Raw genomic sequence first — 26,368 nt, forward strand, 5'->3', positions numbered from 1 at the left:
CATGAGCATTATCAATGATGCGCTGGCGATATTTGCCCCGCGTTTAGCATTACAGCGTGAAGCGGCAGCGATGAGCTACCGCAACCTGAAAGGGTATGAAGCCGCCAGCCCAAGCCGCACGCATCGCGCTAAAAAGGAAAGTCGCGGGGCCAACCAAGCAGTGTTTGCCGCTGGTAAAAGCCTGCGTGAGCAAGCCCGTTGGCTGGATGAAAACCACGACCTCAGTATCGGCATTCTCGACCGCATGGAAGAAAGGGTGATCGGTGCCCAAGGGATTGTGGTTGAACCGCAACCGCGCAGTATTAGCGGTGAAATCCTTGATGACTTAGCCAATGATATTCAACGCCGTTTCGGTGCATGGTCGCTTAAGTGTGATGTGACGGGCCGCTTTAGTCGCCCTGAATTAGAGCGTTTAGTGTTACGTAGCGCCCTGCGTGATGGTGATGTATTCGGCCAGCATGTGATGGGTAAAGTGGCTAAGTTCGGCCACCCCAACGAGCAAGGCACCCAATACAGCATTGAAGCCTTAGAAGCCGACTTTATCCCCTACGAGTTAAACGAACCAGCAAAGCGGGTACGCCAAGGGCTTGAGGTTAACGGCTGGGGCCAAGTGGTTAACTATCACGTATTGCTGGATCACCCTGCGGATCAAGTCGGCTTTCGATACAAAACCAAAGTGATACCCGCATCGAGCATGATGCACTTAGGCTTGTTCAAACGCTTGCACCAGCTGCGCGGCGCTTCGTTATTCCACGGCATTTTAACCCGCCTTGGTGATATTAAAGACTATGAAGAATCCGAGCGAGTCGCCGCAAGGATTGCCGCCGCGCTGGCGTTTTACATCAAGCGTGGTGATGCCGCCATGTTTGTTCCTGACTCAAGTAGTGAATCGTCAAGCCGCGAAATCCCCATTGCCCCTGGCATGACCTTCGATGATCTCAAGCCCGGTGAAGATGTGGGCATGATTGAATCCAATCGGCCTAATGTGCACTTAGTTGATTTTCGTAACGGCCAATTAAAAGCCGCCGCAGCTGGTACCCGTGGCAGCTATTCCAGCATTGCCCGTGACTACAAAGGCAGTTATTCAAGCCAGCGCCAAGAGCTGGTTGAGCAAGACGAATCCAACCGCATTATGCAGCAGTGGTTTTGTGCTGGCTGGTCGCGCCCTGTATTCCGCAATTTTCTCAAAATGGAAATGCACAACAAGCAGGACCCATTAGTGCTACCGCCAGATATCGACATGCGCACCTTATTTGATGCCGTGTACTACGGGCCCACCATGCCATGGATTGACCCACGTAAAGAGGCCGAAGGCTGGGAAATGATGATCGCTGCCAATGTCGCAACCGAGGCCGATTGGACTCGCGCCCGTGGCCGTAATCCTGCAGAAGTAAAACGCCAGCGTAAGCGTGAGGTGGATTACAACCGCGAAAACAACATGGTCACGGCCAATGACCCCGACCCCTCGCTAGGAGATCCTAACAGTGAAAAAGACCCCAATAGCATCAGCAATGCTAAGCGCAATGCTGCCAAGCGGAGCGCTGAGCGTGCCCGTCGCAACGCTGAACCAGAGTAATAAACCCGCCAATAGCTGGTATAGCCTCAAAGCCCAAAACGGTAATGCCGAGTTAATGATCTATGACGAGATTGGCGGCTGGGGCATTAGTGCGCAACAGTTCGCCCGTGATCTACAGGCCCTAGGCAAAGTGGGCACCATTACCGCCCGTATTCATTCGCCAGGCGGCGATGTATTCGAAGGCATGGCGATTTACAACATGATCAAAGGCCACCCAGCGCACAAAGTTTGCTACATAGATGGCCTTGCCGCTTCGATGGCCAGTGTGATTGCCATGGCTTTTGATGAAGTCATCATGCCTGAAAACGCCATGATGATGGTGCATAAGCCTTGGGGCGGAACTCTCGGTGATGCCGAAGATATGCGCAAATACGCCGACTTGCTCGATAAGGTTGAAGGCAATTTAGTGGGCGCCTACCAACACAAAACAGGCTTACCCGAAGATGAACTTCACGCCTTATTAGCCGCTGAAACATGGTTAACAGGCCGCGAAGCAGTGGAAAAAGGTTTTGCCAACACCCTCACCGATCCGCTGCAAATGGCGGCATCACTTAATTCAAAACGTCTTAAGGATTTTACCAATATGCCTGAACATCTAAAAAACCTGTTTGCACCAAAGGGAAACATTCCTTCGCCTGCACCACAACCCGCGCCTGCGCCAGCTCCGATTGTGAGTGCTCAGGTTCCTGCTCCCACAAATCAACCTGATACCACTGCTATTCAAGCGGCTGCGATTGCGTTTAATACTGAGCGTATGAACGGTATCAATGCGGCATTTGCTTTCTTTCCTGAGTTAGCCGAGTTAAAAAACCAGTGTATTGCCGATGCCAACATCAATGCTGATAAAGCCAAAGACATGATCTTGGCAAAGCTGGGTGAGAACACTACGCCGTGCGCTACGTTACCTCGCACGACTATTTATGCGGGTAACGGCAATATCGTTGGTGACTCTATTCGTGCTCAGTTAATGGCGCGTTCCGGCCATGCAAAAGCTGAAGCTAGCAACAACTATTCGAGCTACACCATGCTTGAGTTGGCACGCGCCTCACTGTTAGATCGCGGTATCGGCTGCGCTGGATTCAACAAAATGGATATGGTCGGCTTAGCCTTTACCCACAGCTCAAGCGACTTTGGCAATATCCTGTTAGATGTAGCTAATAAATCAGTGTTAATGGGCTGGGAAACCGCCGAAGAAACCTTTGAGCGTTGGACCAAGAAAGGCCAGTTAGGCAACTTTAATATCGCCAAACGTATCGGCCTTGGTGACTTTAATAGCCTGCGCCAAGTGCGTGAAGGTGCGGAATACAAGTACGTCACCGTTGGCGACCATGCGCAACAAATCGCGCTGGCTACCTATGGCGAGTTGTTCAGCATTACCCGTCAGGCCATTATCAACGACGATATGAGTATGTTGACTGATATCCCAATGAAAATGGGCTTTGCCGCCAAAGGCACCATTGGCGATTTGGTATATGCGGTATTAACCAAAAACCCCGCAATGGCTGATGGCAAAACGCTGTTCCATAATGAACACGGCAACATAGGTTCCGGTGCGCCAAGTGTGGCGGCCCTCGATGCTAATCGCATGTTAATGCGTAAGCAAAAATCGGGTAATCGCCACCTGAATATTCGCCCTGAGTTTGTACTGTGCCCTGTAGCGCTTGAAACCTCGTTTAACCAGATCATTAAGTCCAGTTCTGTTAAAGGTGCCGATGTGAATTCAGGTATTGCTAACCCAATCCAAAACTTTGCAGAAGTGATTGCTGAGCCTCGTTTAGATGATAACAGCACGGTTCAGTGGTTCCTTTCTGCGGGCCAAGGCCGCGACACCATTGAGGTGGCTTATCTTGATGGTATCGACACGCCTTACATTGAACAGCAACAAGGCTTCACTATCGACGGCGTAGCCACCAAAGTGCGTATCGATGCGGGTGTGGCTCCGCTTGATTACCGTGGCTTGGTGAAATCAACAGGCGTGTAAACAGCGCTAAACCGACATAAATGGGCTATCAAACGATAGCCCTTTTTCATTCAGTTTTTTAAGCAGGATTATCCACATGAAAAATTATGTGCAAGATGGCAAGACCATCAGCTTTACGCCCACCGCCGCAGTTGCCAGTGGTGAAGCAGTATTACTGGCTACATTGTTAGTTGTGGCGATTGGCGCCATTGCCGCCGATACCGAAGGTACAGGCGTCACCGAAGGCGTGTTTGAGCTACCGAAAAAGTCCACTGATGTGGTCGCTTTAGGTGTTGATCTGTATTGGGACGACACCGAAAAAGAACTGACCACCACCGCCACCGACAATACCAAAGTCGGTAAGGCGTGGTTGGCAGCTGGCAATGGCGCCGAAACCGTCTGGGTGAAGATCAATGCCTAACGTTGGCAACCACTTTGCCGATCGCGTGCGGGGTAAAATGGTGCGACTGTTTCAGCGTTTGGCTGACCCGTGCCTTTTTACCCCAAGCGATGGCTCCGCGCCATTTACTCGCCTGGTGAGTTTGGATGATAACGGTGCAGAAATTGCGGCCTCGTCTAATGAATATATTCCCGAGCTAATCAGTCGTGCCGAGTTTTTACAATCCGAAGGGGCGGTAAATTCTGGTGATGAGTTTGCGATAGGTGAGGGCATTAGCGCCCAGCAAGGACGGCTCACCCAAAGGGTAAGCATGGATTCGGTCAGCGTGACCTTTATCTATATTCCGCTTTAGCGACCATCGGAGCTCAGCTATGGCAAAAATAAAAATTGAAGGGCTTAAAGAAGTCACTAATGAACTAAACCGCATCCGCAATCAGATAACGCCAAATATCAATAAGGCGCTTGCGGATACTGGACCATTTGCCAAGAAAATGGCTGTGAATGCTATTTTCAATAAATATGGTTTTAAATCCAGAGATTACATTGATGAAAACATGACCTTCAGTGTAAATCCTAGTGATTTAAATGTATTTATATCAGCCCGTTATGAGCCAAGTTCGTTAAATAACTTTGCACTTAAAATGAACAAAGGCTTTATGGTCAACACATTAAGGAATCAAAAGATTTGGTTCAAAGGTGCATTTACCGTTATTGGCTTTAACAATAATACAGTGATGTTTTCTCGCAAACGCGGCGATAACTCTTGGCGCACTCTTAAAAAAGAAGAAGCTATAAAAGCGAATACGAAGGTGCCAAAACCACTCTATGGTCCGTCCGTTGCGGGTAGTTTTAGAAGTGTGCTACCAGACATTGAAGCACCAATTATTAAGCATCTACGCGAACGCTACGGCCACCACGCTAGCCGTTAACTAAGAGGCAACTCCATGATCCAAGCAATCTTAGACCGCCTCGGGCTGGTTGACGGCGCCACTGTGCGTGAAGGTTTTTATGTGCAGTCCATTGCCAAAGAAAGCAAATTCATCTTTTTGCAGCCGTATACCGATGCCTTTGATGCTAAAAATGGCATTGATAAATATAAGGATGACCTAGTGCTGCAAGTGGTTGCTGGCGTAAAACTCGCTAAAAATCCGCAACCAACCAGTGAGCTAATCAACCTCGTGCGCGCTATCCGTGAAGCCTTTTATAAAGATGAACGCTTCCCTGAAAAACCTAGCTGGTTACCCTCGGTGATCAGCTTTAAAGAGACAGAGCCCTGCAAGTACATCATGCCCGAAGCCCATGAAGAACACGGCCTAGCGGTGTTCACCTTATCCCTTGTTAATACCGTTAAATTTGGAGACTCACTATGAGTGAAATAGTAACCGAAAGTTACATCGGCTCAGCGATCGTCTATATCGATGGCCGTGACTGTGGCAACGTGAGCGGCGTAAAACTCGCTATCGAACAAGAAACCAAATCCTTGCCCAACTACCGTGGTGGTGGGGGTTATGCCGATGAAGTCACGTTGATTAAATCCGTAAAATTAAGTGCAACCTTTTACGATTTTAACAACGAGAACTTAGCGCTAGCTATGCGCGGTAAGATTGATGTATTAACTGCAACGCCCGTCGCAGATGAAGAAATTATCGCTGTGCTCGATGGCTTAGCACAAACCGCAAAAATGATTGATACCAGTATCGCCCCTGTTGTTAAAAATGAAGCGGGTGATGTGACTTATGTACTTGATGAAGATTATGTTGTCAGTGCCGCAGGTATCCGCGCGTTATCGACTGGCGCCATTACAGCAGGCCAAACATTAACCATTGGCTACACCAGCCAAGCGGGTAATGCGTTGCAGGCATTAACGGAATCAGGCAAAACGGTCAGTGTGGTTGTTGACGGTATTAACGACTCAACCGGCAAACCGTGGATGCTGAAGTTTTATAAGTGGAAGCCCACACCCACATCAGGCTTAGACTTGATCGGTACCGATTACGGTAGCTTCGATATTGAAGGTGCTGTACTCGCTGACAGCTCAATCGTTGCCACGGGTAAATCTAAGTTCTTCGTCCGTAGCGCAGCATAAAATTAGGTTGTTACTAGGCCTGCCCATTTCGTTTGGGCTAGCCTAGTTATTGTACATATCTCCCTCTCGGTGCTAATATGTTTTTATAGGACATAGTGCTACAGTTAGGAATAATAGTGGGGCGCATATTTAAAACCGCAGAATTTACATCATGGGCAAATGATGAAGGCCTTGAAGATACAGCATTAATACTAGCAGTTACCGAAATGGATAACGGTTTAATCGATGCCAAACTGGGTGGCTGCGTGGTCAAAAAACGGGTACCTAGGCTGAATCAGGGTAAAAGCAGTGGTTTTAGGACATTGATTGCGTTTCGCTCTGAAGATAAAGCTTTTTACATGTTTGGTTTTGCTAAAAATGAACGCGATAATATTACTAAAACCGAAAAAGCCGTGCTGTTAGAATTAGCTAAATTATTATTGAGTTACAACAACACTCAGTTAGCTAAAGCAATAAAAGATAAAGAGTTATACGAGGTAATAAGAAATGAGCCGCTTACTTAAGTCATTACATAATACCGCCCAAGGGTTACATGCATCTGGTCTCATGCCGCCAGAAACCATGCGCAAGTTTGACGCGCTTTGCTTACCTGAGTTAGCAGAGTTTTCTGCCGCTGACATAAAAGAGTTGCGTACGAGTAACAAGGTAAGCCAGCCTGTGTTTGCACAATATTTAAATGTATCGTTATCAAGCGTACAAAAGTGGGAGCAAGGTAAGCGACACCCCGATGGCCCCGCATTAAAGTTGCTAAATATCGTCAAAAAACAGGGCGTAGAGATCTTAATGAGTTAGCAATACTGCTAAGTCAGACAACAGTGCAAACAAAAAATGGCTACCCAACGGTAGCCATTTTTTATGGGCGTTTAACAGTCGCTTTACCCTAGCCGTGCTTGCTCGCGGCCAATACGCGCGATACAGGCGATTTGTTGGTTAGCGGCTTCGCTAATTTCGATTAACTGCTCAAGGGATAAAAAGCGTGGTTCGCGGATATAGTTGACCAGCTTATCGCGCCGAGTGACAAACTGATCATCATCGATGGGCTGTGAGCTGACAATCTTACCGCCTTCCCATGTAAATAACATGCGTTGACGTTCAAACGGGCTTTGGGTGCGGGACAGGCGGGCTTGGGCTTCGTTAAAGGCATTAATGAAGTTGATCTTCAGTTCGGCGGCTTTGGCACCCGTAAACCCCATGACTAAAAACATAAAACCGTCTTTGGTCATTTGGTAATGACGTAAATCGCGCTGATTATTGCCAACCTTTTGATTTTGCAGGTTTACGCAAAAATGCGTAGACGTAAATTCGCTGGGTGCTTCAATAAGTATTTGGTCTAGTTTACGTAAAACATCACAGTGACGTTTAGCAAAATAATCGGCAACGATCAGCGAGCTAGTAATGGTTTGCTGGCCGTTAATGAATACCAGTTGTGCGGGGGTGTTTTTAGGCTGTTGTAGGTTCATGGGTGACACTCCTGTGATCGAGAGTAATCATCACAAAACAAGGTCAATTGTTTGGTGATGAGCTGAACAGGATTGACCTTACCGTCACAGGAACGGCGCACCGAAGTGCTCCCACCCAGCTCACCATAGAAGTGGTGCGCCAAGTCACGCAATAAAAAACCAGCACTAGGCTGGCGACATTACTGCGCCTGTGTATTGCGAGAGGTCAATCTCGGCAGTGGATTTTGCCAATGCCGAAATAGTATCGCCCCGCTAAGGCGCGTTTGTCAATTTTACTTATCAGTTAACTGATTTAAAACATGAACTCGAAAATGAGTTGATGTTCATAGCATATTAGTAATTTTTTGTAAGTTATTGATTTTAAGCGTTGGCTCAAAAATGAGCTGACGCAACTAATCCCATTCCCATGAGTTTACAACCTATTTAGCGGTGGTCGAGTGTTTTCGATCACAGCCGTTTTCGTGCATTTATATGAGGCTAACCAATGAGCTTTAATGATCAAGAAGTCAATTTAACCATCCAAGGCAAAGATCTGTTTTCGGCTGAGGCCAAAAAATCTGAGCAAGCGTTGCAGGAGTTGGGGCGCGAAAGCGAAAAGCTCAATGAGCAATTGGATGATTTAAAGCAACAACAAGCCGCCATTCGCGCCATTGACGAGTTAACCGCTGCTATTAGCCGTAACGAGCAGGCATTTAGCGACAACAGCCTTGCCCTTGATCAATTAAAGCGCGAGCAAAAACAAGCGACGACCGAGGCTAAAAGCCTTGAAACCGCCCAGCGTGAAGCTGCGGCATCAACGGCTAAGTTAGAGGTTGAATATAACCAAACCGCCGCGCAATTAGCACAATACGATATCCAGCTTGCCTCGTCCCGTGCTGAGGTTGAGCGCTTAAGTGCTACCCAAGGTAATAATGCGCAGGCAAGCCAAGCACAAGCTAAGGCGCTGGCGAAAGCTAATGATGATTTGAAACAGTTTGAAACTACCCAGCGGAGTACTGCAGCCAGTGCTGAAAAACTTAAGCAAGAACTAGAGCAAGAGCGCAGTGGTTTAAATCAGTTAACTAATGCCGTCGATGAGGCGAGCCGCAAAAAAGCGGAGTATGCGCTTAAAGTTAAAAATGCCAGCGCGGAACTCACCCAACTGGGTAGATCGGTTAGCAGTAATAAGCTAGAACTCGGCAAGCAGCAAGCCGTGTTGCAAAAAGCGGGCGTGGATATGGAGCGCCTTGGTGATGCCAGTAAAGAGCTAAAAGTAAAACAATTACAGGCAGAGCAGGCACTTAAAGGCGTAAATGAAAAACTCACTGTGCATAATGCCTTGCTGCAAAATAATAAAACAGTGGCAGTATCAACCAATGCTCAAACGGCATTAACCACCAAAGCGGTACAAACTCTAGCGAAAGCGTATGCGGCATTACTCACCGCCCAGCAAGCCGTGACAGCGGTAAAAAGTGGCGTTGAAAACTACGGTGAGTTAGAAGCCGCTATTACCAAAGTGGAAAAAACCACAGGTAACGCCCGTGAAACCGTAATCAAAATGGCCGCTGAGCTCAAGGAACTGGGCGAAAAGGTTACCCCAACCAGCACCAATGAATTACTGCGAATGGCCGAAGTGGCGGGGCAATTGGGCACTAAGTCCACGGAGGATATCCTTAACTTAGTTGCTGCGGCTGATGCGTTGGGTTTATCGACAAACTTAGCCGGCGATGAAGCGGCCACCATGTTGGCGCGTATCTTGGGGATGACCAGCGAAGGCATTCCGCAAATTCAAAATTTATCTTCTTCAGTCGTTGCGCTTGGTAACGATTTTGCGGTGACTGAGGCCGATATTGTACAAATGACCAAGGAATTAGTCTCGGGAACCCGCGAGATTAACTTAGGCAGTGCAGCGGCGGCAGCCTTTGGCGCCACCTTGGCCGAGTTAGGCCAACCAGCGGAACGCTCGCGCACTGCAATCCAACGTTTAGGCGCAACGATAAATGAGGCCAGTAAAAAAGGCGGCGATTCACTTGAGAGTTTAAGCAAAATCACGGGCTTAACCGCTAAGCAGATTGAGCAAGATCTTGGTGACGCGCCTGAAAAGGTATTGGTTAAATTCCTTGAGGGCTTACAAAAGGTTAAGGCCGAAGGCGGATTAGTCTCTGATGCCCTTAAATCGATGGGCATTGATGGCACTGAGGCGACAGGCGTATTAACCGTATTAGCCGATGGGACTGACCGCCTAAAAACGGCATTAGAGCTAAGCAATAAAGCCTATGCTGCTGGCGATTACCATATGAAAGAAGCGGCCAAAGCCTATGCTGACCAAGAGTCAGCCATTGGCCGTTTAGAAAACAAGTTCCATAACTTAACCACAAGTATTGGTGAGGTGTTTTCGAGCAAGGTTAATAGCTCTATTCGCGGTACGGGTGAGGCGATTGACGATGTGCATGATTACGCTGTTAAGCTTGCAGAATACCTCCCCGAGATTGTCAGTGGTTTTGGTGGGGTATTAGAGGCTGCCAATAATTTTACCAGTTTATTCACGGACGGCGCGTTTGATGTTGTTCTGCATAAATTGGATGAAATGGCATTAGATGTTAATTATATTACCTCTGTTTTCAATACGCTGACTTTGGGTTTGCAAGGGACTACTTATGCAGCCTTATCTCTGGCTGAAAATATCGAATCTTTAGCGGGTATTGACACCTCAAATTTACAGAAAAAAATCTCTGATATCGGCGTGAAAATGACGGAAACCAAGGAGTCTATACGCAAAGATGTTGATGATATTAATGAGATTAATAAACGCTTAGCGGGCGAGTCATCCATTGCCTATAAAACCTTTAATGACACAATGGATAAGTATGGGTTTGCTATAAGCAAACTCAGTGAAGATCAGCAAAAGCAAATTCGCAGCATCCTTGAAGCAAATAAATATAATGCCGAACAGGAAGATCTCTATCGCAAGTTAACGCTGGCCATAAACCGAGCAAACAGTGAAATAGAAATTGAAACGGCATTAAAGGAGCGTGCCGCTAAAGCGAGCAAGGATAAAGCCGAGGCTGATTCCAAGGGGGTGGATGTTACGACCAAACAGACGCTCACATCGGCTGAAAATACTTCTGCATTAAAAGCGCAGGCGCTATCACTCGAGGAAGCCAAGAAAAAAGCCGCTGAGCTGCATGATAGCTATGACAAAGGTTTGATTAGCACCGAAACCTACAACAACATGCTTAAGCTGTTGAATGAGTCGGTAAAGGTTAACAGCGCCGAAATTGACAACAACAATAAATTCCAAAAGTCTCAAACCGAGTTAACCACCGAGTTCCTTGCTAAGCGTAAAGAGTTACAAACTCAGTACGAAAAGGGTTTGCTGACCGAAAAAGAACTAAATATTTCACTGCAAGAGTTAGCGGCATCACACACTAAAGCCGTTGAGCAGTCGAACAAATCCATTGCTGCGACAGGGTTGTTGTCTGATGCACAGTTAGACTTGCAAGAAAAAATATTAAGAACCGAGAAAGAGGTTCGTGATCTTGAAGCGGCTTTAAAAGATGACAGTAAGGCCTCGGCTGAACTGACTATCATCAAGGCTAAGTTGGCAAAGGAAGAAGCCAACCTTGCTGATCTGAAGCGCGAGTCTGTTGAGCTATCCAAGATAGAGAAAGCGACCTATGTTGAACTGTTGATATTGCAGCGTGACTATGAAGCGCAGCTTGAAGCATTGGATCGAAATTTCAGGGCGGGTTTATTAACTAAGCAAGAGTACGATGCTCAATCACAAATACTCAAAGGGACGTTGAGTGAAGTCAATAAAGTGGTGGGGGAAAGCAGTAAAAAGACAGATGAAAATACCGAGGCAACGAAGGAAAACACTAAGGCGACTAAGGATAATACTGCCGCTGGTATTGAAAATGCTAAAGTTATCGCGGAACAATTAAGTACGATCGATGACTTTAGGGGAAGTGCTGCCGCCACTCGTGATGTGATTGTTTCGCTGAATACCGAATACGATTACTCAAATGCCACTATCCAAGCAATGACCGAAAGGTTAGCGCAATTGGATAATCAAATTGCGGGTGCTGATCAAAAACGCGAACGACGTGAAATCAATAATGCCATTCGGATGCGTGATTGGGTCACTCAAATCGAGAGTGGCTCACTCAGCTTGCAAGAGCTAGGTGAACTTGCTGATCTCGCTAATAACTCTGTTGTAAGGCTTTCTGACAATCAGCTTGTTCCGCTCAACAAAGCGATCGATGAAGCCCGTTCACGCTTTAGAGAATTGGCCGATGAAATTAATAAAACCACAATGGATATTCAAGATCGGCTCGATACCGCTTTGGGTAACCAGAAGGATATTGCTGAGCGTAAGTTTGCTAGTGAGCTAAAGGAAGTGAACGATTTAATCACCACAGCTCAAGCATACGGTGATAGTCAGCTCATCAATAAACTACAAAAAAGTCTTAGTGATCTTAAGCAGGCACAAGACTTAGAACGTAAGGCCCTGCAGGCCCAGCAAGCAACCGATAAGCAAAGCGCTGCCGAGGCGAAGAAGCAAGCCGAAGCCAGTGCTACGACTGCTAAAGCTGCGGCTCAAACTCAAGCAACTGCTACCGTTAACACGCAAGCCAATACCCAAACTACCACGCAATCTGTGGCTAACACTTCAGATATGCAAGTGCTGCAACTGCAGGTTGGCAATAGCACCTTTAACGCCCAAATGAAGCGCAGCTTAGTCACCGAATTGATGAACGAGATCAAACGTCTGCAATCTGTTGGCGGTTAGCCAATCCTGTTATTAGTCCATTTAATTAAAGGTCCCTATGACAACCATCGATAGCATCGATATCGCGGTGGATTTGCTGTGGCTAAACCGCGACAACACGCCCCGCGTTGCGGCCAATATGAAGCGTGCCTTAAACGGTGCGCCTTTGGTGCAGCAAACCATTATTCCAGCCGGTATTGCCATGGAGTTAGGCACCAAATCGGGATGGATGCTGCGCACTGAGTTTGAACAATTAAAAGCCCATGCCGCCATTACGTTAACCGCCTTCACGTTGGCCTATGAAGGCACCAGTTACAACGTGGTTTGGGATAACACTGCAGGCTCACCCATAACGGGTGAAGATTTATTTGACGAAGTTGGCGGGTTTGAAAAGCTCACTAACGTGGTTCTTAAGTTTCTGACTTTATAGGCCGTTTATGACTATTTCCCGTTTAGATTTAAAAGTATTTAAGCCTGAGCAATTGGGCTCAAGCGATGATGCGGGTGGACAACGTACTAAGCTGGCGGTTGAGTCTGGCAAGCTTAACGAACTGTTTCGCGCCATTTCTGACATAGATCACGCGCAATCAGCGGTTGATATTGTGAAGTGTTACCCTGCAGTCGATACCCCTGATACATCAATTTTGCTCGATGGTCATGTGTTTATCAGCCAAAAGCCAACGGATGATCTGGTCAGTTTATTGATCGCTGAAGCCGCTACGCTTGATGATGCTGACCGCATGACAGATATGGTGGAGATTCTGGAATCATCTGTGCGTGCTGGCCAGTTGATCCGCAACCGTTTAGTTGGCTTCCTTGCAGGACAAGATACGTTCCCTCGGTCATACCTACAATCAACTTATATGTTTAATGGTGTTGAAAGTTGGGTGAATGTTACATTAGTTCAAGGTCAAACAGTGGTTATCTCTGTTGAGTATCCAGGTGCTGAAAGTCAGTTGTACCCTCGCTTTGAACATTTTTGCGAGATACTGGAAACGGTTACAGGTGGTCAGGGTGGCATGGTTAAATTCAAACCTGCCATACCTTTCAACACTCCCAACTATGACATCACAATCAACGGTCAAAGCGGTTGCACTCACTTGCGATACACATCACAGAATGACGGTATCAGATATCACGGTGTGACTAAAATAACTGCGGCAACAAGTACCGAAACAATTGCTGTCGAATCGACCATTGTTGAACTGTTACCTAAAGTTAAGTCTATATCCGTCAGTGCTGGTAATGCTTTGGAAGGTGTCGAAGATTCGCAGGGTGGTGTGGTGGGCGGTGCGAGTACAATACCGTCGATGTATTACAAGACCGTATCATTACCATCTGTTTCAGGTCAAAGTACCTACATTTTCGAACTATCCGACCTATTAATATCGAATTGGTTTAATGACAGTGGTGTGCAAAATGTCAGATACACAGGTGCATGGGCTCAAAACGCTAGTGTTAGTGTTGTTGGTACAACTGTCACCGTGATATTTACCGGATACACACCACCAGTCGGTTATAGTATCGGTGTCAGTTATATAGGTGATGAAAAGTACGACATTTATTATAGTGCGGCTCCATTTCCGGCCAATAGACTAATGGTTAACGGGCAATTGCGCGGTAGAGTCACATTTGTAAACACATCATACGGTGTAAGTGACATTCGGATGGGCAGTGGTGTTATCGTATCAAATATCACTGCCGTACCGCTGATTGAAAGTAATAGCAATATCATTGCGTATGTGAATGCAACTACAGGTGTGGTCACTAAAAACCCTGATTTCAGGGGCGATTTCACTTACACCTATAACTGTATGTTGGTTGAAACAGTACCAGGTGAAGTCACACCGCCAGGCGATTTAACGGTTGAGTTTATTCTCAAGACAAACGAGCCAATCCTCGACACGTTCTATGTTACCGTTGCCGCAACCGATGACACAGTAATGAGCGCAAGCTCTGATAGTGCAGGTGTGGTCACAGGTGCAGGTGTAAGCGGTACAATCGTAAATGGTGCGGTATCACTCACTTTCACCAAACGTGTTTACTTGTCATCACTACGTTACGATATAACTGAGACTGTCACACTATCACCGCCACCCGAACTATACGGGCTTAATCCATTACGGATTAAGAACGGCGGTGTGGTGAATGCGTTTACTGCGTGGAATACAATTTCAGTGCAACAGACTGAAATACAAGTATTGAGCAGCCCAGCGCCAGCCCAAACTTACAACGCTCGCGCCAATGCACGTTTTGTTGATATTACCGATGCTGATGGTAAATCACTTTGGACGCTGGCTAATACCCATTACACATGGGTTAAAGCGACAGGTGTTGTCACTATCAATAGCGATTTTACGGGCTTTACCGCGCCATTCATTCTCACCGATACCATTGGCGAAATTGCGCTAGTGACAGACGTACAAGAGCAAGCCTTAATCCTCGCTGCCCCTCTGAGCCAAAGCTATCCCATTGGTGCCAATGTATCGAGTGTGCAAAATTTGGGTGACTTACAGGCCCGTATCGGCACTGTGCGGGATATGAGTGCATGGGCTAACAATTGGGACCTCGATGGCGCACCCGCCACAGGCAACATGAATACCGTTGATTTCCCCATTGAGGTCCGTAACGACACTGCAGTAAACGAGGACTGGGTGTTGATCTTCACCTCAGCAACCGCATTCCGTTGTGTTGGTCGTCGCCTCGGCCAAATTGCCACTGGCGATACGCTTAATGACTTTGCCCCCGTTAACCCGCTAACCCTGCAGCCGTACTTTATTATTCGTTCCGGCGCATTTGGTGGCGGCTGGCAAGCGGGCGAGGCCATTCGTTTTATGAGTTATGCCGCGAGTAAACCCGTGATGCTATTGCGCACAGTGCAAAGCGGTCACAGTCAAATCACCACCGACCGCGCCGTGCTCGCGTTCCGTGGCAATGAATCTTAATAGAGGTATGTAATGGGATTACCAGTAACTGTTTATCGTTGGGACGATGCGGGTGCACCGCAGTTGGTTGACCATAAACCAAGCGAGATTATCAACTTGTTTAAAAAGTGTCTGATCAATGGTTACGGAAGTAAAGCCGGACTTGGTTGGACGCTGGAATATGAAGACGCTGCTACAGCAAAAGCTGCATTTCGTAACAGTGCCACTCAAGGTAGTGGCGGTTATATGCGCGTCTGGTCTTCCACGGGTGCAGACGGTGACAATGTTGATTTTCGGTTACAAACTTGTAAGTCAATGACTGACATTGACACAATGATCAGTAGCTCACCCTATGCAACATATGAATTGCAGAAAAGTCTACAAAGTTCTGGTTGGGAATTGATTGGGACATCGCGTGGTTTCTGGTTCCACATTTACTGTAAATATCCGGGGGTGACAGGTACATACAGCTTTAGTACGTCCCCAACATTTCAATATGCTTATGCGTTTTTTGTTGGGGATTTGGATACGCTGGATATTAATGATGCGGGGATGTTCACTCAACTGCGTGGCTCATCTGCCAGCACTAATGACAATTCAATTGTGAGCCCACTTGGTTATGGTGCTTCATTTGGTTTCGCATGGCTATATGATGCTGACAATTCACCTAGCACTGCCCAATACAAGGTCAGTTTGCCATACGATGTTGCACTTAACCGATATACTCAAACCCCGTCCAGTGTCGGTGTCAGTATGATTTTAACACCTATGCAATTGATTCAGGTGAGCCCAACATACATACCAAGTATCACTAGGCCACCATGTCGAGGGTTTGTGCCGGGTACATATCAGGCATCATTGATAGGTTTCGCAAGTGAGTTGTGGCCGCTTGACCTGAAGGTTAATAATGTCGAACACACTCTTTTATTCATGCGCACCCATCAAAATATTTGGATAAACAAAGAGGTGTGGTATGCCTGATCGTATCATCCATGCCATTGTGTATAAGCCAGCAGTGGCCGCTCAAGCAATGATTGAAGTTGACGGCGATAGAAGTGCCGACAGAATAGTGTTAATTGATCGGACTTCATTGGCGCTACTCATTGTCAGCCGAGCATCACCCACAGGTATTAGCCGTTTTAGAGTACCAATAGGATATTCAACCAATAATGAATTGCTGGTTGGTATTATGGACGATGATCTTGTTTACAACGCTAAGTTTGCTGATGGTGTACAAGCTGAGATAATAGACGGCAATCTTGTGAATATCAGATCATGACAGCGATAACAATACGGTTTACCGACACATGGGTTGCCCGACGACCACCTATTAAGCTCAGGTTTGTTGATACGCCTGTTGTTATTGACAGGTCATTTGGCATTGAGTGCGGGATAGGTTGGTTTGCGCTGGACGCCGTTGAACAAGCATTGATGTTGGCTGAATTTTCAAGTGATATTGAATCAAAAACTGAGTCACCTTGGTTGAGCTACAGCTCAAGTGAAGTCAACATCACTTCAGTGTGGGCTTCAAGTGTAGCTAATGATTCGCTATTGCAGACCTGTTGGTTGAATAAGGGTGAGGTTCGAGCTGATACCAGCATTAATTGGTCGCTGCCAATTGATCACCAAATCGCATTAAGCTTGAACTGGGTTGTACCCGATGAGCATCAAATACAATCCTCAATCAACTGGTTGGATATTGCCGCGCACCAGTTACACACTGCAGTTGCATGGATAGACGGTCAGGACCAAGAAAGCCCCTTGATTATTCAGTACCGTGGCATTGTGGTAGATGATGAAAAGTCGATTAAATGGGGCTTCCACGAACCGCGCTGGGTTTGCTCTACCAAGTACCGCCCACCCGTTGGCAAGGTCACACTTCGATTCACCGAGCCATTATCTACACAACCAAACCCTATTGTTTTACGGTTCACGGCCTCACCGAACTATTGCTACTGGGACGATGGCGGCGGCCTCATCGATGCCAATCCACCATTACCCGATATCGATTTTAAAATCCCGATTGAACCACAAATCCGCAGGTACTACTTAATGCAGCCAACGATCACATGCGTGCGAGTATCAGACAGCTTACCGATTGTGATCACCAGTGTGAGCATTAGCCAAAGCCGTGGGCAGTGGGCGAGGTCGGTTAGCCTTGAGTTCTCAAGTCGTATCGATGCGCAGCGCGCCCATAATGAGCTATTGCTGATCACCATCAACGGTTATGAGTTTTATGCCATTGCCGAGCAGCCAAGCGCCAGCAAAGCCTTTGGGATTGAAACCCACAGCAGCACAGGCCGATCACGCGCCGCAGAGCTGTCATCGCCTTATCGTTTGCCTATCAGCTACACCAACACTGTCTTGCGCAGCCTTGGCGGTATTATCGGTGATCTGTTGCAAAACACAGGCTGGACAGCAGAGCTAAGCGGGATACCAGATTTTAGCGTACCAGCAGGCGCGTTCAGCGTGGGTAACAAGTCGCCTATCGACGCGATTAATGAAGCTGCAAGCCAATTGGGCTGCATGATCTTAGCGGATGATGCCACCCGTAAACTCACTATCATTCCACGCTGGCCAACCGTGCCGTGGGAAATGGCAACAGCGGTACCGGACCTAACAGTGCACGATGCTGTGATCACCAATTACAGCGAATCAGTCTCCCGCAATCCTTTGTGTGATGTAGTGTGGCTGCGGGGTGAACAACAGGGGATTAGCGCTAAGGTGAAACGCACCGGCAGCGCGGGCAATATTCCCGCTGCGGATATTAGCGCTCAGTTGATCGTCGATAACCAAGCGGCGCGCATCGCTGGCACCAATGCACTGGCAGATACAGGCGACAAGCTCAACGTCACGCTATCCTTGCCCGTTATGGTTGATTTGCCACCCGCAACGCCTGGCATGTTGATTGGTATTCGTGAAGGCGCCGACGTCTTTAAAGGAACGTGTGACAGTTGGAGCATCCGTGCCAGCGTCAGTGATCGCGGTGATATCGATATCGAACAATCCATTACAGTGATCCGCTCAATCGCGTAACCCTGCTAACAGCCAGCGAGGCATCATGCTTAAACAACTTCAAACAGCGTTAGTATTGCCACGGATGATCATGACTGTAGCTGCCGTAAACGCCGATGGCACTGTTACCGCCAGCAGTGCCAGCGGCCACACTATCCGCGCCATTGGCTCAGGAACAGTAGGCGATCACATCTATGTACAAGACGGCAGGGTGCTAGGAACAGCACCCGACTTGCCATTTGTGGAGATAGATGTTTAGGTAAAGTGTTTACTCACCATGAACTTCAATGGTGTAACGCTGAATATCTTGATAACTATGGCTCTTCTTAACACCACATCCCTCTTCAACATATCCAACTTCATCGAGGAAGATCCCTGCAGTATTACCACTAATCACTTTTCCTTTAGCAACTAGATTTCCATCTTCAGTTAAAGTAATCACTTTGCCATCAAGCTGGCCTTTTGAATATTCAGTCATGTCAAATCCTTATTTAATGAGTTTAAACATCCTTATCATGCAACCGCTTAGGGAATAGCTCGGTATACACTTGCCACAGTGTATTGATATTCCTATGGCCTGTCACCTGCGCCACTTCATCAATGCTATAGCCCTTCTCAAATAGCCGGCTGGCACCTTCACGCCTTAGGTCGTGATAGCGTAAATCTTCAATTCCCAATTCGTTACGCACCCGCTGAAACCCTGCAGTAACGCTACGCTCATTGTAGGGGAAAACCCGCGCATCATTCCTCGGCTGCTTTTGCAGTATCTCCCATGCCCCACCCAACAGTGGTACCAACATGTGGTTGCCTGCTTTTTTGCGCGGGTCCTTACGGTCACGAACGATCACGGCCTTTTGTGCCTCATCTACATCGTCCCATGTTATCCGGCACACTTCACCAATACGCATGCAACTCAGTATCGAGAAATCCAGCAAATCAATATAAGGGATGTGTGCAGCCCGTTGATCTGCTCTTGCAGCTAATCCAACTTTTAACCTCTCAATCTCATCCGTTGTCGGCCTGCGCGAACGCTTGCCCGATTTAGCGATCAAGTCTTGGCTATACAGTGCGTCGTAAGCCTCAATAACCGAAATTTGTGAAACCTCATGCCCAAAGTTTGATTTAGCGATTCGTAGCAGCCATCGGATCACACTTACATCAACTGCAATGGTAGATGGCCCTGTGCCTGCACTGCGTCGTAATTTACAGTGGTAGATGATGTGGTGTGGCTTAATATCAGTCAGATTCAATTTAGCAATATCGCAATCCGATAGCAGCCGTAAACAAAAGCGCTTCGAACGACCAATGCTGCTGTCGATGTTTTCATCTGTCAGGGCTTTGCTGATGATGCTGCCCAATGTAACAGGAGCCGTATCCTCAGTAGCAAACCCGTTTGACTCAATATCAATCACCCGATCTTTACCCCATGCCTCCGCAGCGGCATATTTGGTAAAGGTACGTTGCTCCGTGTATAATATTTTGCCGTTTTTCTTTACACGAACTAGGCAGCGATGCCGCACAGTACCGTCGGCTTTTTCGCGTTTTTGAATGCTATAAGATGCCATGTTTTTTGGTTCCCCGAACCCCTCAGTCCAATCCATTGTGGATCACTATAGGTTCCCCGAGCAATGTAAAACATGCAAAAACGTACAAAAATTAGCAAAAATATTAACTTTTCGGATTGTAATGAATTTAGATAAAACCCAGCAACACCAAGGTTTAGCGCCTAAAACCCTCGATAGAACCTTTTCCATTGCGCCCATGCTGGATTGGACTGACCGCCATTACCGTTATTTTGCGCGTTTGATGTCGGCTAATGCTTTGTTGTATACGGAAATGGTGACGACTGGGGCGATATTGCATGGTCGTGGTGACTACTTGGCATATAACCAAGAAGAACATCCTTTGGCGTTGCAGTTAGGTGGCTCTAATCCTGTCGATTTAGCGCGTTGCGCTAAACTTGCTGCTGAGCGTGGCTACGATGAAGTGAACCTCAATGTGGGTTGTCCTTCCGATCGAGTGCAGAATGGTCGCTTTGGCGCGTGTTTGATGGCGGAACCTGAATTAGTGGCTGAGTGCGTTGATGCCATGAAGCAAGTGGTTGATATTCCTGTGACTGTTAAGACACGTATCGGGATTGATGAACAAGACAGTTATGCGTTTTTAACCCAGTTTATCGATGTGGTCAGTGCAAAAGGCTGTACGGATTTTACTATTCATGCCCGTAAGGCTTGGCTTCAAGGCTTGAGTCCGAAGGAGAATCGCGAGATCCCGCCGCTCGATTATGAGCGTGTCTATCAACTCAAGCGCGATTATCCCGCGCTCAATATTGGCATTAATGGCGGTGTTACTACACTCGAGCAAGCGCAACTCCATTTAGCGCAGCTTGATGGCGTGATGGTGGGGCGTGAGGCATATCAGAATCCTTATATTCTGGCGCAGGTAGACCAAATTCTGTGTGGCAGCCAAAAGGCGGTGATCAGCCGTGAGGATGTGATTGAGGCTATGTTGCCTTATATCGAAGTACATTTGCAGTCGGGTGGGCGACTCAATCATATTACTCGCCATATGATAGGGTTATTCCAAGGCTTACCGGGTGCCCGTGCGTGGCGTCGTTATTTGAGCGAAAATGCCCATAAAAACGGCGCTGGGATAGAAGTGGTAAAGCAGGCTTTTCAGAATATTCAGGCTGAAGTTACAGAGTAATTTTCACTCAACTTAAAAGATGGTGAAATTTACTAATTTGAGTAGTATTTTTCACCACTTGTTATTTACTAATCCATCCCCATATCTCACCTTGTCCACGTAAAATGGTTTAAAAGTTATTAAAGTCATAGGCTTAAAAATGTTTTTATAAGTTGGCACGCAGTTTGTAATACTCCTTTCGTCAAGTTAATTAATCGAAAGGGATGCCATCATGTTTACGTTAACCATTAAAAAATCAGTACAAATGAGTGTGTTATTAGGTGCGTTAGTCGGTAGCGTTGCAGTACACGCAGAAGCCGCGCCAATATCGGATGTTGTCGGAACCATTGAGCAAACGCTAACTACCCAAACACAAGAAATGTTAGTCAGTGCTAAGCGTGAGTTGGTTATGTCATTGCAAGCACAACTCGCTGAAAGTATTTATGACTTCAACAGTCAACTTAGCTTAAGTGCTGAGAATGAAGGTGAGTCGGCAAGTGCCGATGAATATAGCGCTAAGTAGAGGGTCTGCTTATGTGGTTTGTAGCACCTTTAATGACTTTGCTACTGTTACCTGTAATTAGTCTTGCGTTGTTTTCAGGCATTATTTGCTGGTTTCAGTGGCATAGTGATAAATAAATTACAATCAATTGAGCCGAGGTTTGTGATGAAACGAATAAAAGCACGTATGGAGAGCCCTGAGCGATTAGTGTGTGGTGTTGCTGCTGGCATGGCATGGAAATTTGATTGGTCTTGCTTTTGGACTCGAGTGGTGTGGGCTGGGGCGACGGTATTTATGCCTGGCGTGAGTTTGTTGATTTACTTTGTTTTAGCCTTGTTAGTTGATCAATGGAAAAGACCCGTTTAAGTCTGCAGTGATGGCTTATATTTGAGGCTGTCTTGATTGAAAAATTGAATTAATTTTTAAAGGCAACCAACAAGAGGGCCTGTGACCCTCATGCGACAATGTGTGTGCATACTGCTTGCAGACTACTTCTTCAAAAAAGCCTGAAATCTGCTCTTGGCTTCATCACTTTTTAGCCTAGCGCTAAATTGTTCTAATTCTTGATGCATTTGGTGTTGTACACGATTTTTATGCGGACGCATTAATTGACGTGTGATTTGTAGGGCTTGTGGCGGTTGATTTGCCAACTTTTTAGCCTGAGACAATGCATAACTGAGTAGGTCTTCATGGGCCACAATTTCGTTGATCATATTGAGTCTGTGGGCCGTCTCGGCATTAAAACTTTCGCCGAGTAGCAATAATTCAGCCGCTTTTTGATAACCCACGAGTTCGGGTAACAATAGGCTAGCACCCGCTTCAGGCACCAATGCCAAGTTGACAAACGGCAGTTGAAATTTTGCTGTGTTATCGGCATATACCAGATCACAATGTAGCAGTACGGTTGTGCCAATGCCGACGGCGGCGCCAGAAACGGCGGCAACCAGCGGTTTTTTGAGCTCCAGCAGGCAAAATAGGAAACGTACTGCGGGGTGATTTGGCCCTAAGTCACTATTTTTCAAAAAGTCTGTAACATCATTACCCGAGGTGAAGCAATTATCTTGGCCATGGAGCATAAAGGCACGAATGTCGTTGTCTGCTTCACCTTCGATCAGGTATTCTGTCAGTTGTTTATACATATTAAGATCAAGTGCATTGCGTTTATCGGGGCGATTAAAGCTGATAATACGTACGCCCTGATCATCCTGAACCTGTATATGACTCATGGGTTGTTTCCTTTACGACGACATTGGGTAGACATGGAGTTTAAGACATTGAAACCAATATTCAAACAGTTGTTTAATTGTCTAGTTTTATCTTGTGCATCATTTTCAGCGTTGGCGAGCGTGATAGTGACAGAAGGCCATGTACGCGCCATGCCTGAGACAGTACCAAATACTGCCGCTTACTTTACGCTTGAAAACCACACAGATAAAGCGGTTCGTCTTATCGGCGTCAGTACTAATGTGGCAAAGGATGCCCAATTACACACGATTATCGAAGACCAAGGCATGGTGAAGATGCGCCATGTTGAAGGTTTTGATATCCCATCCCATGGCGCATTAACGTTAACGCCGTCAGGGGATCACGTCATGTTGCTCGGCTTAAAAGCGCCATTGGTGTTAGAGCAGCAGGTTGAACTGCAATTAGAGTTTGACGATGGCGAGAAAATGGCGATTACACTGCCTGTGAGTAAAGCAGCAGTAAACGCCACAGAGCAAGAGCATCATCACCATCATTAAGGAGTCGCTTGATGCAAATTACATGGAAAAAAGTTACCGGTGTCGGTTTATTTTTAGTATTAATCGGTTATGGCGTGAGTGTATGGTGGAGTATCGAACCCGATCCTATCAATCCTCAACAATTAACGGCTACCGATAAAAATGTGGTCGGATACGCAACCACCACTTCGCTTATCCTCACAGTCGAAACATTACTGGATAAACAAGGCGGTTGGTTATCAAACGATGTGATGCCACCTTCTATCTTTATGGATAACATGCCCGCATTTGAATACGGTGCATTAGAACAAGCCCGCGATTTAGCCTTGATTATGCGTAAAGAGTTTAGTCGCTCGCAGTCACAATCGGCAGCGGATAAAGATTTAGGCGAAGCCCAATCTAAGCTCAATATTGATCACACGAGCTGGTTAGTGCCAAGTGCCGAAAGCGAATACCGCGATGCCATTAAATTGCTGAAGCTGTACCGTGCCCGCATGATGGACCCTAACAATCAAGATGCACAGTTTTATGCCCGCGCCGACAACCTCAATGAATGGTTGAAAGAAGTGCAGAAGCGTCTGGGCAGCATGTCGCAGCGTTTATCGGCCAGTGTTGGCCAAGAGCGTTTAAATACCGATTTAGCCGGCGATAATGCGGCGCGTCAATCTACGCCTAACTTGGCAAGCCATCAAGTAAAAACCAGTTGGTGGAAGATTGATGACGTTTTTTATGAGAGCCGTGGTGCTTCTTGGGCCTTACTGAACTTTATGCGCGCCGTGGAAGTCGATTTTGCCGACGTCTTAAAGAAGAAAAATGCTGAAGTGAGCTTAAGACAGATCATTCGTGAGCTGGAAGCCACTCAGCAAACTGTCTGGAGCCCTGTTGTACTTAATGGCAGCGGTTTTGGCTTAGTCGCTAATCATTCATTGGTTATGGCTAACTATGTATCCCGTGCAAATGCCGCGGTGATTGATTTAACGAACTTGCTATCTCAAGGTTAATTATGAAAAAAACTCTCCTCGCCAGTGCGGTATTAGGATTATGCATGGCCACATCAGCTCAAGCGGCGACTGTGGTCGGTTTCACAATTGGCGGTGACTACTGGCGCGCCGATACTAGCGGTACTTTTGCTGATAAAGGTCAACCACAACAATCATTTGATTACAGTTCATCTGCTCAAGGTAGCTATTGGATTGCGGTTGAACATCCTTTGCCATTTGTCCCTAATATTAAAATTCGTGAAAATAGCTTAGATCAAAAAGGCAGCATGTCTGATGCTGATTTCAACTTCAATGGTCATGATTTTAAAGGTAATGTGACTGCTTATACTGATTTGAGCAACACAGATTTCGTGCTGTATTACGAAATATTGGATAACGACATAGTGTCATTAGATCTCGGTGCGGCTTACAAGTTAATGAATGGCTCACTGCGCGTGCAAGACCCTGGTCACCCTGAAGAGATAGATGTCGATAGCGGCATTGTGATGGGTTATGCCAGTACACATGTGGGTATGCCAGGCTTAGGCTTGTACGGTTTTGCTGATTTAATGCAGGGCGTAAATGAATCAAGCGTTCACGATTATGCGATTGGTTTAGGCTGGCAATTCGATGGTTTGGCCGTCGATACCCGTGTACGTGTAGGCTACCGTGAGTTTTTATTCGACGTGAGTAACTTCTCGGGTGTGAGTGCCGATACAAAATTTAAAGGTTACTTCGCGGGCGTTGAAATTAACTTCTAATCTGTTGATGTAACGTTTGAATATAAAAAAACCGCCTATCGGCGGTTTTTACATCTAACAACTTTAAATCTGCTAACGGTAAGAGATTACTCTGCAATTAAGCCATTGTTGATGGCAATTACGTCATCTTCATTCAATGTACCCGCTGCTTGCTTCAAGGCAATGACCGAGTTGATGTAGCTATAACGTGCATCGGATAATTTACGTTTTGAATCGTACAAGTCACGAGTACGGTTCAGTACGTCAACGATAGTACGAGTTCCCACTTCGAAACCCGCTTGAGTGGCTTTCAATGCACTTTCTGATGAAATAACTGACTGTTCATAGGCCTTGATTGAGCTGATAGAAGCGCCTACGTTGTTGTAGTTATTACGGACGTTTTTCACAACACCACGGTAAGTTTGCTCAAGTTTTTCACTTGCTTCAACATATTGAAATTGTGCTTCATTAACTTGTGAGCTCACTTTAAAGCCTTCGAAAATCGGAATGCTTAAGTTGACACCCACACTGACGTTATCGAAGTCAGGCTCATTGATATTACCGGTTTTTTGCTCAAGACCTTTGTTGTAACCTGCATTCAAGCTTAAAGAAGGCATGTGGCCTGCTTGATAAAGCTTAATGGTTTCTTGAGCGATATCTTTACCGATACGTTGAGTCATCAAATCGACGCTATTGGTTTCAGCAATCTTTAACCATTCGTTTGACGACGTTGGCGCTGGCGTTACGGCCGAGAAACGATTGGTATCTAACACGTTAATTGTCTTGTGATCGATACCAGTGATTTCACGTAAAGCTTCATAGCTATTAGCGAGTGTGTTTTCAGCTAAAATTTCAGTGGCTGAGGCTAAGTCATATTGAGCTTGGGCTTCATGCACATCGGTAATGGCGGTTAAACCCACAGCGAAACGTTGTTTAGTTTGTTCAAGTTGGCGTTCGATCGCACGTTTTTCTGCACCTTGGAACTCGTAGTTATCTTTCGCCGTTAATACGTTGAAATAGGCTGTAGTGATACGAGTAATCAAGTTTTGTAATGCTGAAGCATAGGCAGAATCAGCTTGAGAAGCGGCTTTCTCAGCAAGGCTTAAACCGACCCAAGCACTATGATCATAAATCACTTGATTTAATTTCAGGCTACCCACTAGACCGCTTGAATCATCCTTAGGATCATTCCAAGCTTTGTCATAACCGACGTTTGCACTAATGGTTGGCAACAGCGGAGCGCGGTTTTGCTCGATTTTCTCAAACAAACCATTACGCTGGGCTTGGGCTTGCAATACGAGCGGGTCGCTGGTCAGTGCTTGTTGATAAATTTGCAACAAATCATCTGCTTGCACCGCTGAAGCGGAAGCCGCAAGTGTTAATGCTGCGCATAAATTATGGATCTTAAATTTCATTTGCTGTCCTTATTAGACAAAATCCCCCCACGGAGGAATATTTTAACTTCGTTTAGACTAAGTAATGCCTTTACCAAGGCGGTTTGCGCTTCCCGACGCTTCCCGATACAGCTAAAACTTAATGATCTAGAGTCTAAGAACTCTGACACTTTCA

General features: G+C 46.5%; 27 protein-coding genes. 22 read left to right on the forward strand and 5 right to left on the reverse strand.

All coding sequences use genetic code 11. The annotated features are described in order from the left end of the window. The first annotated feature begins 1 nt into the window (after position 1). From AYJ58_RS06510 to AYJ58_RS06550, 9 genes are all read left to right on the forward strand, one after another. Positions 2-1,576: a phage portal protein gene (locus tag AYJ58_RS06510; protein ID WP_106649469.1), complete on the forward strand. Its 1,575-nt coding sequence runs from the start codon at positions 2-4 to the stop codon at positions 1,574-1,576. Further along, complete coding sequence (locus AYJ58_RS06515; RefSeq protein WP_232790870.1) at positions 1,485-3,557, forward strand: ClpP-like prohead protease/major capsid protein fusion protein; 2,073 nt, start codon at positions 1,485-1,487, stop codon at positions 3,555-3,557. The genes AYJ58_RS06510 and AYJ58_RS06515 overlap by 92 nt, the downstream gene beginning before the upstream one ends. Positions 3,558-3,633: 76 nt before the next feature. Next, a complete protein-coding gene (locus AYJ58_RS06520) occupies positions 3,634-3,957 on the forward strand; it encodes a DUF2190 family protein (RefSeq protein ID WP_106649470.1) in 324 nt (107 codons plus the stop codon). After that, on the forward strand, positions 3,950-4,288 hold the full coding sequence (locus AYJ58_RS06525) for a hypothetical protein (RefSeq protein WP_106649471.1): 339 nt from the start codon (positions 3,950-3,952) through the stop codon (positions 4,286-4,288). The genes AYJ58_RS06520 and AYJ58_RS06525 overlap by 8 nt, the downstream gene beginning before the upstream one ends. 19 nt (positions 4,289-4,307) lie before the next feature. Then, positions 4,308-4,865 (forward strand): hypothetical protein, encoded by a 558-nt coding sequence (locus AYJ58_RS06530; protein ID WP_106649472.1) that lies wholly within the window; start codon positions 4,308-4,310, stop codon positions 4,863-4,865. Positions 4,866-4,880: 15 nt separating this feature from the next. Beyond that, positions 4,881-5,306, forward strand: coding sequence for a hypothetical protein (locus AYJ58_RS06535; RefSeq protein ID WP_106649473.1), 426 nt, complete (start codon positions 4,881-4,883; stop codon positions 5,304-5,306). Continuing rightward, positions 5,303-6,022 carry a hypothetical protein gene (locus AYJ58_RS06540; RefSeq protein ID WP_106649474.1) on the forward strand — a complete coding sequence of 240 codons (720 nt, stop codon included), beginning with the start codon at positions 5,303-5,305 and terminating at the stop codon, positions 6,020-6,022. Before AYJ58_RS06535 ends, AYJ58_RS06540 begins: the two co-directional genes overlap by 4 nt. Positions 6,023-6,138: 116 nt before the next feature. Further along, entirely contained in the window at positions 6,139-6,525 is a 387-nt protein-coding gene (locus tag AYJ58_RS06545) for a type II toxin-antitoxin system RelE/ParE family toxin (RefSeq protein WP_106649475.1), read from the forward strand. Continuing rightward, positions 6,509-6,814, forward strand: coding sequence for a helix-turn-helix domain-containing protein (locus AYJ58_RS06550; RefSeq protein WP_012088290.1), 306 nt, complete (start codon positions 6,509-6,511; stop codon positions 6,812-6,814). Before AYJ58_RS06545 ends, AYJ58_RS06550 begins: the two co-directional genes overlap by 17 nt. Before the next feature lie 83 nt (positions 6,815-6,897). Here AYJ58_RS06550 and AYJ58_RS06555 read toward each other — a convergent pair whose 3' ends face one another. Beyond that, positions 6,898-7,482 (reverse strand): Rha family transcriptional regulator, encoded by a 585-nt coding sequence (locus AYJ58_RS06555; RefSeq protein WP_106649476.1) that lies wholly within the window; start codon positions 7,480-7,482, stop codon positions 6,898-6,900. A gap of 484 nt (positions 7,483-7,966) precedes the next feature. On the opposite strand from AYJ58_RS06555, the gene AYJ58_RS06560 reads away from it, so the two are divergent. From AYJ58_RS06560 to AYJ58_RS06590, 7 genes are read left to right on the forward strand one after another with little or no spacing between them, the layout of a single operon-like run. Beyond that, positions 7,967-12,253: a phage tail tape measure protein gene (locus AYJ58_RS06560; protein ID WP_106649477.1), complete on the forward strand. Its 4,287-nt coding sequence runs from the start codon at positions 7,967-7,969 to the stop codon at positions 12,251-12,253. 37 nt (positions 12,254-12,290) lie between these two features. Continuing rightward, complete coding sequence (locus AYJ58_RS06565) at positions 12,291-12,662, forward strand: hypothetical protein (RefSeq protein WP_106649478.1); 372 nt, start codon at positions 12,291-12,293, stop codon at positions 12,660-12,662. A 7-nt stretch (positions 12,663-12,669) separates the two neighbouring features. Then, complete coding sequence (locus AYJ58_RS06570; protein WP_106649479.1) at positions 12,670-15,177, forward strand: hypothetical protein; 2,508 nt, start codon at positions 12,670-12,672, stop codon at positions 15,175-15,177. Between the two features lie 12 nt (positions 15,178-15,189). Beyond that, positions 15,190-16,137 carry a hypothetical protein gene (locus AYJ58_RS06575; RefSeq protein WP_106649480.1) on the forward strand — a complete coding sequence of 316 codons (948 nt, stop codon included), beginning with the start codon at positions 15,190-15,192 and terminating at the stop codon, positions 16,135-16,137. Then, positions 16,130-16,435: a hypothetical protein gene (locus AYJ58_RS06580; RefSeq protein WP_106649481.1), complete on the forward strand. Its 306-nt coding sequence runs from the start codon at positions 16,130-16,132 to the stop codon at positions 16,433-16,435. The genes AYJ58_RS06575 and AYJ58_RS06580 overlap by 8 nt, the downstream gene beginning before the upstream one ends. Further along, a complete protein-coding gene (locus tag AYJ58_RS06585; protein ID WP_106649482.1) occupies positions 16,432-18,192 on the forward strand; it encodes a hypothetical protein in 1,761 nt (586 codons plus the stop codon). The genes AYJ58_RS06580 and AYJ58_RS06585 overlap by 4 nt, the downstream gene beginning before the upstream one ends. A 25-nt stretch (positions 18,193-18,217) precedes the next feature. After that, positions 18,218-18,430, forward strand: a complete 213-nt coding sequence (locus tag AYJ58_RS06590) for a hypothetical protein (protein WP_012586821.1) — start codon at positions 18,218-18,220, stop codon at positions 18,428-18,430. Positions 18,431-18,439: 9 nt separating this feature from the next. Here the strand turns inward: AYJ58_RS06590 and AYJ58_RS06595 are convergent, their stop codons facing one another. After that, complete coding sequence (locus tag AYJ58_RS06595) at positions 18,440-18,649, reverse strand: hypothetical protein (protein WP_106649483.1); 210 nt, start codon at positions 18,647-18,649, stop codon at positions 18,440-18,442. 22 nt (positions 18,650-18,671) lie between these two features. Further along, complete coding sequence (locus AYJ58_RS06600) at positions 18,672-19,736, reverse strand: site-specific integrase (protein ID WP_106651760.1); 1,065 nt, start codon at positions 19,734-19,736, stop codon at positions 18,672-18,674. Between the two features lie 121 nt (positions 19,737-19,857). Between AYJ58_RS06600 and dusA the strand changes: the two genes are divergently transcribed. The 3 genes from dusA to AYJ58_RS06620 all read left to right on the forward strand — a co-directional run bounded on the left by dusA (position 19,858) and on the right by AYJ58_RS06620 (position 21,724). Beyond that, positions 19,858-20,877, forward strand: a complete 1,020-nt coding sequence (gene dusA / locus AYJ58_RS06605; RefSeq protein ID WP_106649484.1) for a tRNA dihydrouridine(20/20a) synthase DusA — start codon at positions 19,858-19,860, stop codon at positions 20,875-20,877. A gap of 211 nt (positions 20,878-21,088) precedes the next feature. Continuing rightward, positions 21,089-21,379, forward strand: a complete 291-nt coding sequence (locus AYJ58_RS06610; protein WP_106649485.1) for a hypothetical protein — start codon at positions 21,089-21,091, stop codon at positions 21,377-21,379. Between the two features lie 144 nt (positions 21,380-21,523). Continuing rightward, positions 21,524-21,724 (forward strand): PspC domain-containing protein, encoded by a 201-nt coding sequence (locus AYJ58_RS06620; protein ID WP_106649486.1) that lies wholly within the window; start codon positions 21,524-21,526, stop codon positions 21,722-21,724. A gap of 122 nt (positions 21,725-21,846) precedes the next feature. On the opposite strand, the gene AYJ58_RS06625 is transcribed toward AYJ58_RS06620, so the two are convergent. Continuing rightward, positions 21,847-22,584, reverse strand: coding sequence for an enoyl-CoA hydratase (locus AYJ58_RS06625; protein ID WP_106649487.1), 738 nt, complete (start codon positions 22,582-22,584; stop codon positions 21,847-21,849). Between the two features lie 33 nt (positions 22,585-22,617). On the opposite strand from AYJ58_RS06625, the gene AYJ58_RS06630 reads away from it, so the two are divergent. From AYJ58_RS06630 to AYJ58_RS06640, 3 genes are read left to right on the forward strand one after another with little or no spacing between them, the layout of a single operon-like run. Then, positions 22,618-23,100 (forward strand): copper chaperone PCu(A)C, encoded by a 483-nt coding sequence (locus tag AYJ58_RS06630; protein WP_106649488.1) that lies wholly within the window; start codon positions 22,618-22,620, stop codon positions 23,098-23,100. Positions 23,101-23,111: 11 nt separating this feature from the next. Beyond that, positions 23,112-24,080 carry a DUF2333 family protein gene (locus AYJ58_RS06635; RefSeq protein WP_106649489.1) on the forward strand — a complete coding sequence of 323 codons (969 nt, stop codon included), beginning with the start codon at positions 23,112-23,114 and terminating at the stop codon, positions 24,078-24,080. A 2-nt stretch (positions 24,081-24,082) separates the two neighbouring features. Beyond that, on the forward strand, positions 24,083-24,820 hold the full coding sequence (locus AYJ58_RS06640; protein WP_106649490.1) for a TIGR04219 family outer membrane beta-barrel protein: 738 nt from the start codon (positions 24,083-24,085) through the stop codon (positions 24,818-24,820). An 86-nt stretch (positions 24,821-24,906) separates the two neighbouring features. Here AYJ58_RS06640 and tolC read toward each other — a convergent pair whose 3' ends face one another. Next, the gene (gene tolC, locus AYJ58_RS06645; protein ID WP_006083027.1) at positions 24,907-26,214 is read right to left on the reverse strand and encodes an outer membrane channel protein TolC; all 1,308 of its coding nucleotides are present in this window, start codon (positions 26,212-26,214) and stop codon (positions 24,907-24,909) included. Positions 26,215-26,368 lie beyond the last annotated feature (154 nt).

This window comes from Shewanella sp. Pdp11, from assembly GCF_002838165.1.
Classification (GTDB): Bacteria; Pseudomonadota; Gammaproteobacteria; order Enterobacterales; family Shewanellaceae; genus Shewanella; species Shewanella hafniensis.

Bases quoted from the DNA above. Each gene is read 5' to 3' on its own strand.
- AYJ58_RS06510 (WP_106649469.1), top strand. From the start codon at position 2: ATGAGCATTATCAATGATGCGCTGGCGATATTTGCCCCGCGTTTAGCA.
- AYJ58_RS06520 (WP_106649470.1), top strand. From the start codon at position 3,634: ATGAAAAATTATGTGCAAGATGGCAAGACCATCAGCTTTACGCCCACC.
- AYJ58_RS06525 (WP_106649471.1), top strand. From the start codon at position 3,950: ATGCCTAACGTTGGCAACCACTTTGCCGATCGCGTGCGGGGTAAAATG.
- AYJ58_RS06530 (WP_106649472.1), top strand. From the start codon at position 4,308: ATGGCAAAAATAAAAATTGAAGGGCTTAAAGAAGTCACTAATGAACTA.
- AYJ58_RS06535 (WP_106649473.1), top strand. From the start codon at position 4,881: ATGATCCAAGCAATCTTAGACCGCCTCGGGCTGGTTGACGGCGCCACT.
- AYJ58_RS06540 (WP_106649474.1), top strand. From the start codon at position 5,303: ATGAGTGAAATAGTAACCGAAAGTTACATCGGCTCAGCGATCGTCTAT.
- AYJ58_RS06550 (WP_012088290.1), top strand. From the start codon at position 6,509: ATGAGCCGCTTACTTAAGTCATTACATAATACCGCCCAAGGGTTACAT.
- AYJ58_RS06555 (WP_106649476.1), bottom strand. From the start codon at position 7,482: ATGAACCTACAACAGCCTAAAAACACCCCCGCACAACTGGTATTCATT.
- AYJ58_RS06560 (WP_106649477.1), top strand. From the start codon at position 7,967: ATGAGCTTTAATGATCAAGAAGTCAATTTAACCATCCAAGGCAAAGAT.
- AYJ58_RS06565 (WP_106649478.1), top strand. From the start codon at position 12,291: ATGACAACCATCGATAGCATCGATATCGCGGTGGATTTGCTGTGGCTA.
- AYJ58_RS06570 (WP_106649479.1), top strand. From the start codon at position 12,670: ATGACTATTTCCCGTTTAGATTTAAAAGTATTTAAGCCTGAGCAATTG.
- AYJ58_RS06575 (WP_106649480.1), top strand. From the start codon at position 15,190: ATGGGATTACCAGTAACTGTTTATCGTTGGGACGATGCGGGTGCACCG.
- AYJ58_RS06580 (WP_106649481.1), top strand. From the start codon at position 16,130: ATGCCTGATCGTATCATCCATGCCATTGTGTATAAGCCAGCAGTGGCC.
- AYJ58_RS06585 (WP_106649482.1), top strand. From the start codon at position 16,432: ATGACAGCGATAACAATACGGTTTACCGACACATGGGTTGCCCGACGA.
- AYJ58_RS06590 (WP_012586821.1), top strand. From the start codon at position 18,218: ATGCTTAAACAACTTCAAACAGCGTTAGTATTGCCACGGATGATCATG.
- AYJ58_RS06595 (WP_106649483.1), bottom strand. From the start codon at position 18,649: ATGACTGAATATTCAAAAGGCCAGCTTGATGGCAAAGTGATTACTTTA.
- AYJ58_RS06600 (WP_106651760.1), bottom strand. From the start codon at position 19,736: ATGGCATCTTATAGCATTCAAAAACGCGAAAAAGCCGACGGTACTGTG.
- dusA (WP_106649484.1), top strand. From the start codon at position 19,858: ATGAATTTAGATAAAACCCAGCAACACCAAGGTTTAGCGCCTAAAACC.
- AYJ58_RS06610 (WP_106649485.1), top strand. From the start codon at position 21,089: ATGTTTACGTTAACCATTAAAAAATCAGTACAAATGAGTGTGTTATTA.
- AYJ58_RS06620 (WP_106649486.1), top strand. From the start codon at position 21,524: ATGAAACGAATAAAAGCACGTATGGAGAGCCCTGAGCGATTAGTGTGT.
- AYJ58_RS06625 (WP_106649487.1), bottom strand. From the start codon at position 22,584: ATGAGTCATATACAGGTTCAGGATGATCAGGGCGTACGTATTATCAGC.
- AYJ58_RS06630 (WP_106649488.1), top strand. From the start codon at position 22,618: ATGGAGTTTAAGACATTGAAACCAATATTCAAACAGTTGTTTAATTGT.
- AYJ58_RS06635 (WP_106649489.1), top strand. From the start codon at position 23,112: ATGCAAATTACATGGAAAAAAGTTACCGGTGTCGGTTTATTTTTAGTA.
- AYJ58_RS06640 (WP_106649490.1), top strand. From the start codon at position 24,083: ATGAAAAAAACTCTCCTCGCCAGTGCGGTATTAGGATTATGCATGGCC.
- tolC (WP_006083027.1), bottom strand. From the start codon at position 26,214: ATGAAATTTAAGATCCATAATTTATGCGCAGCATTAACACTTGCGGCT.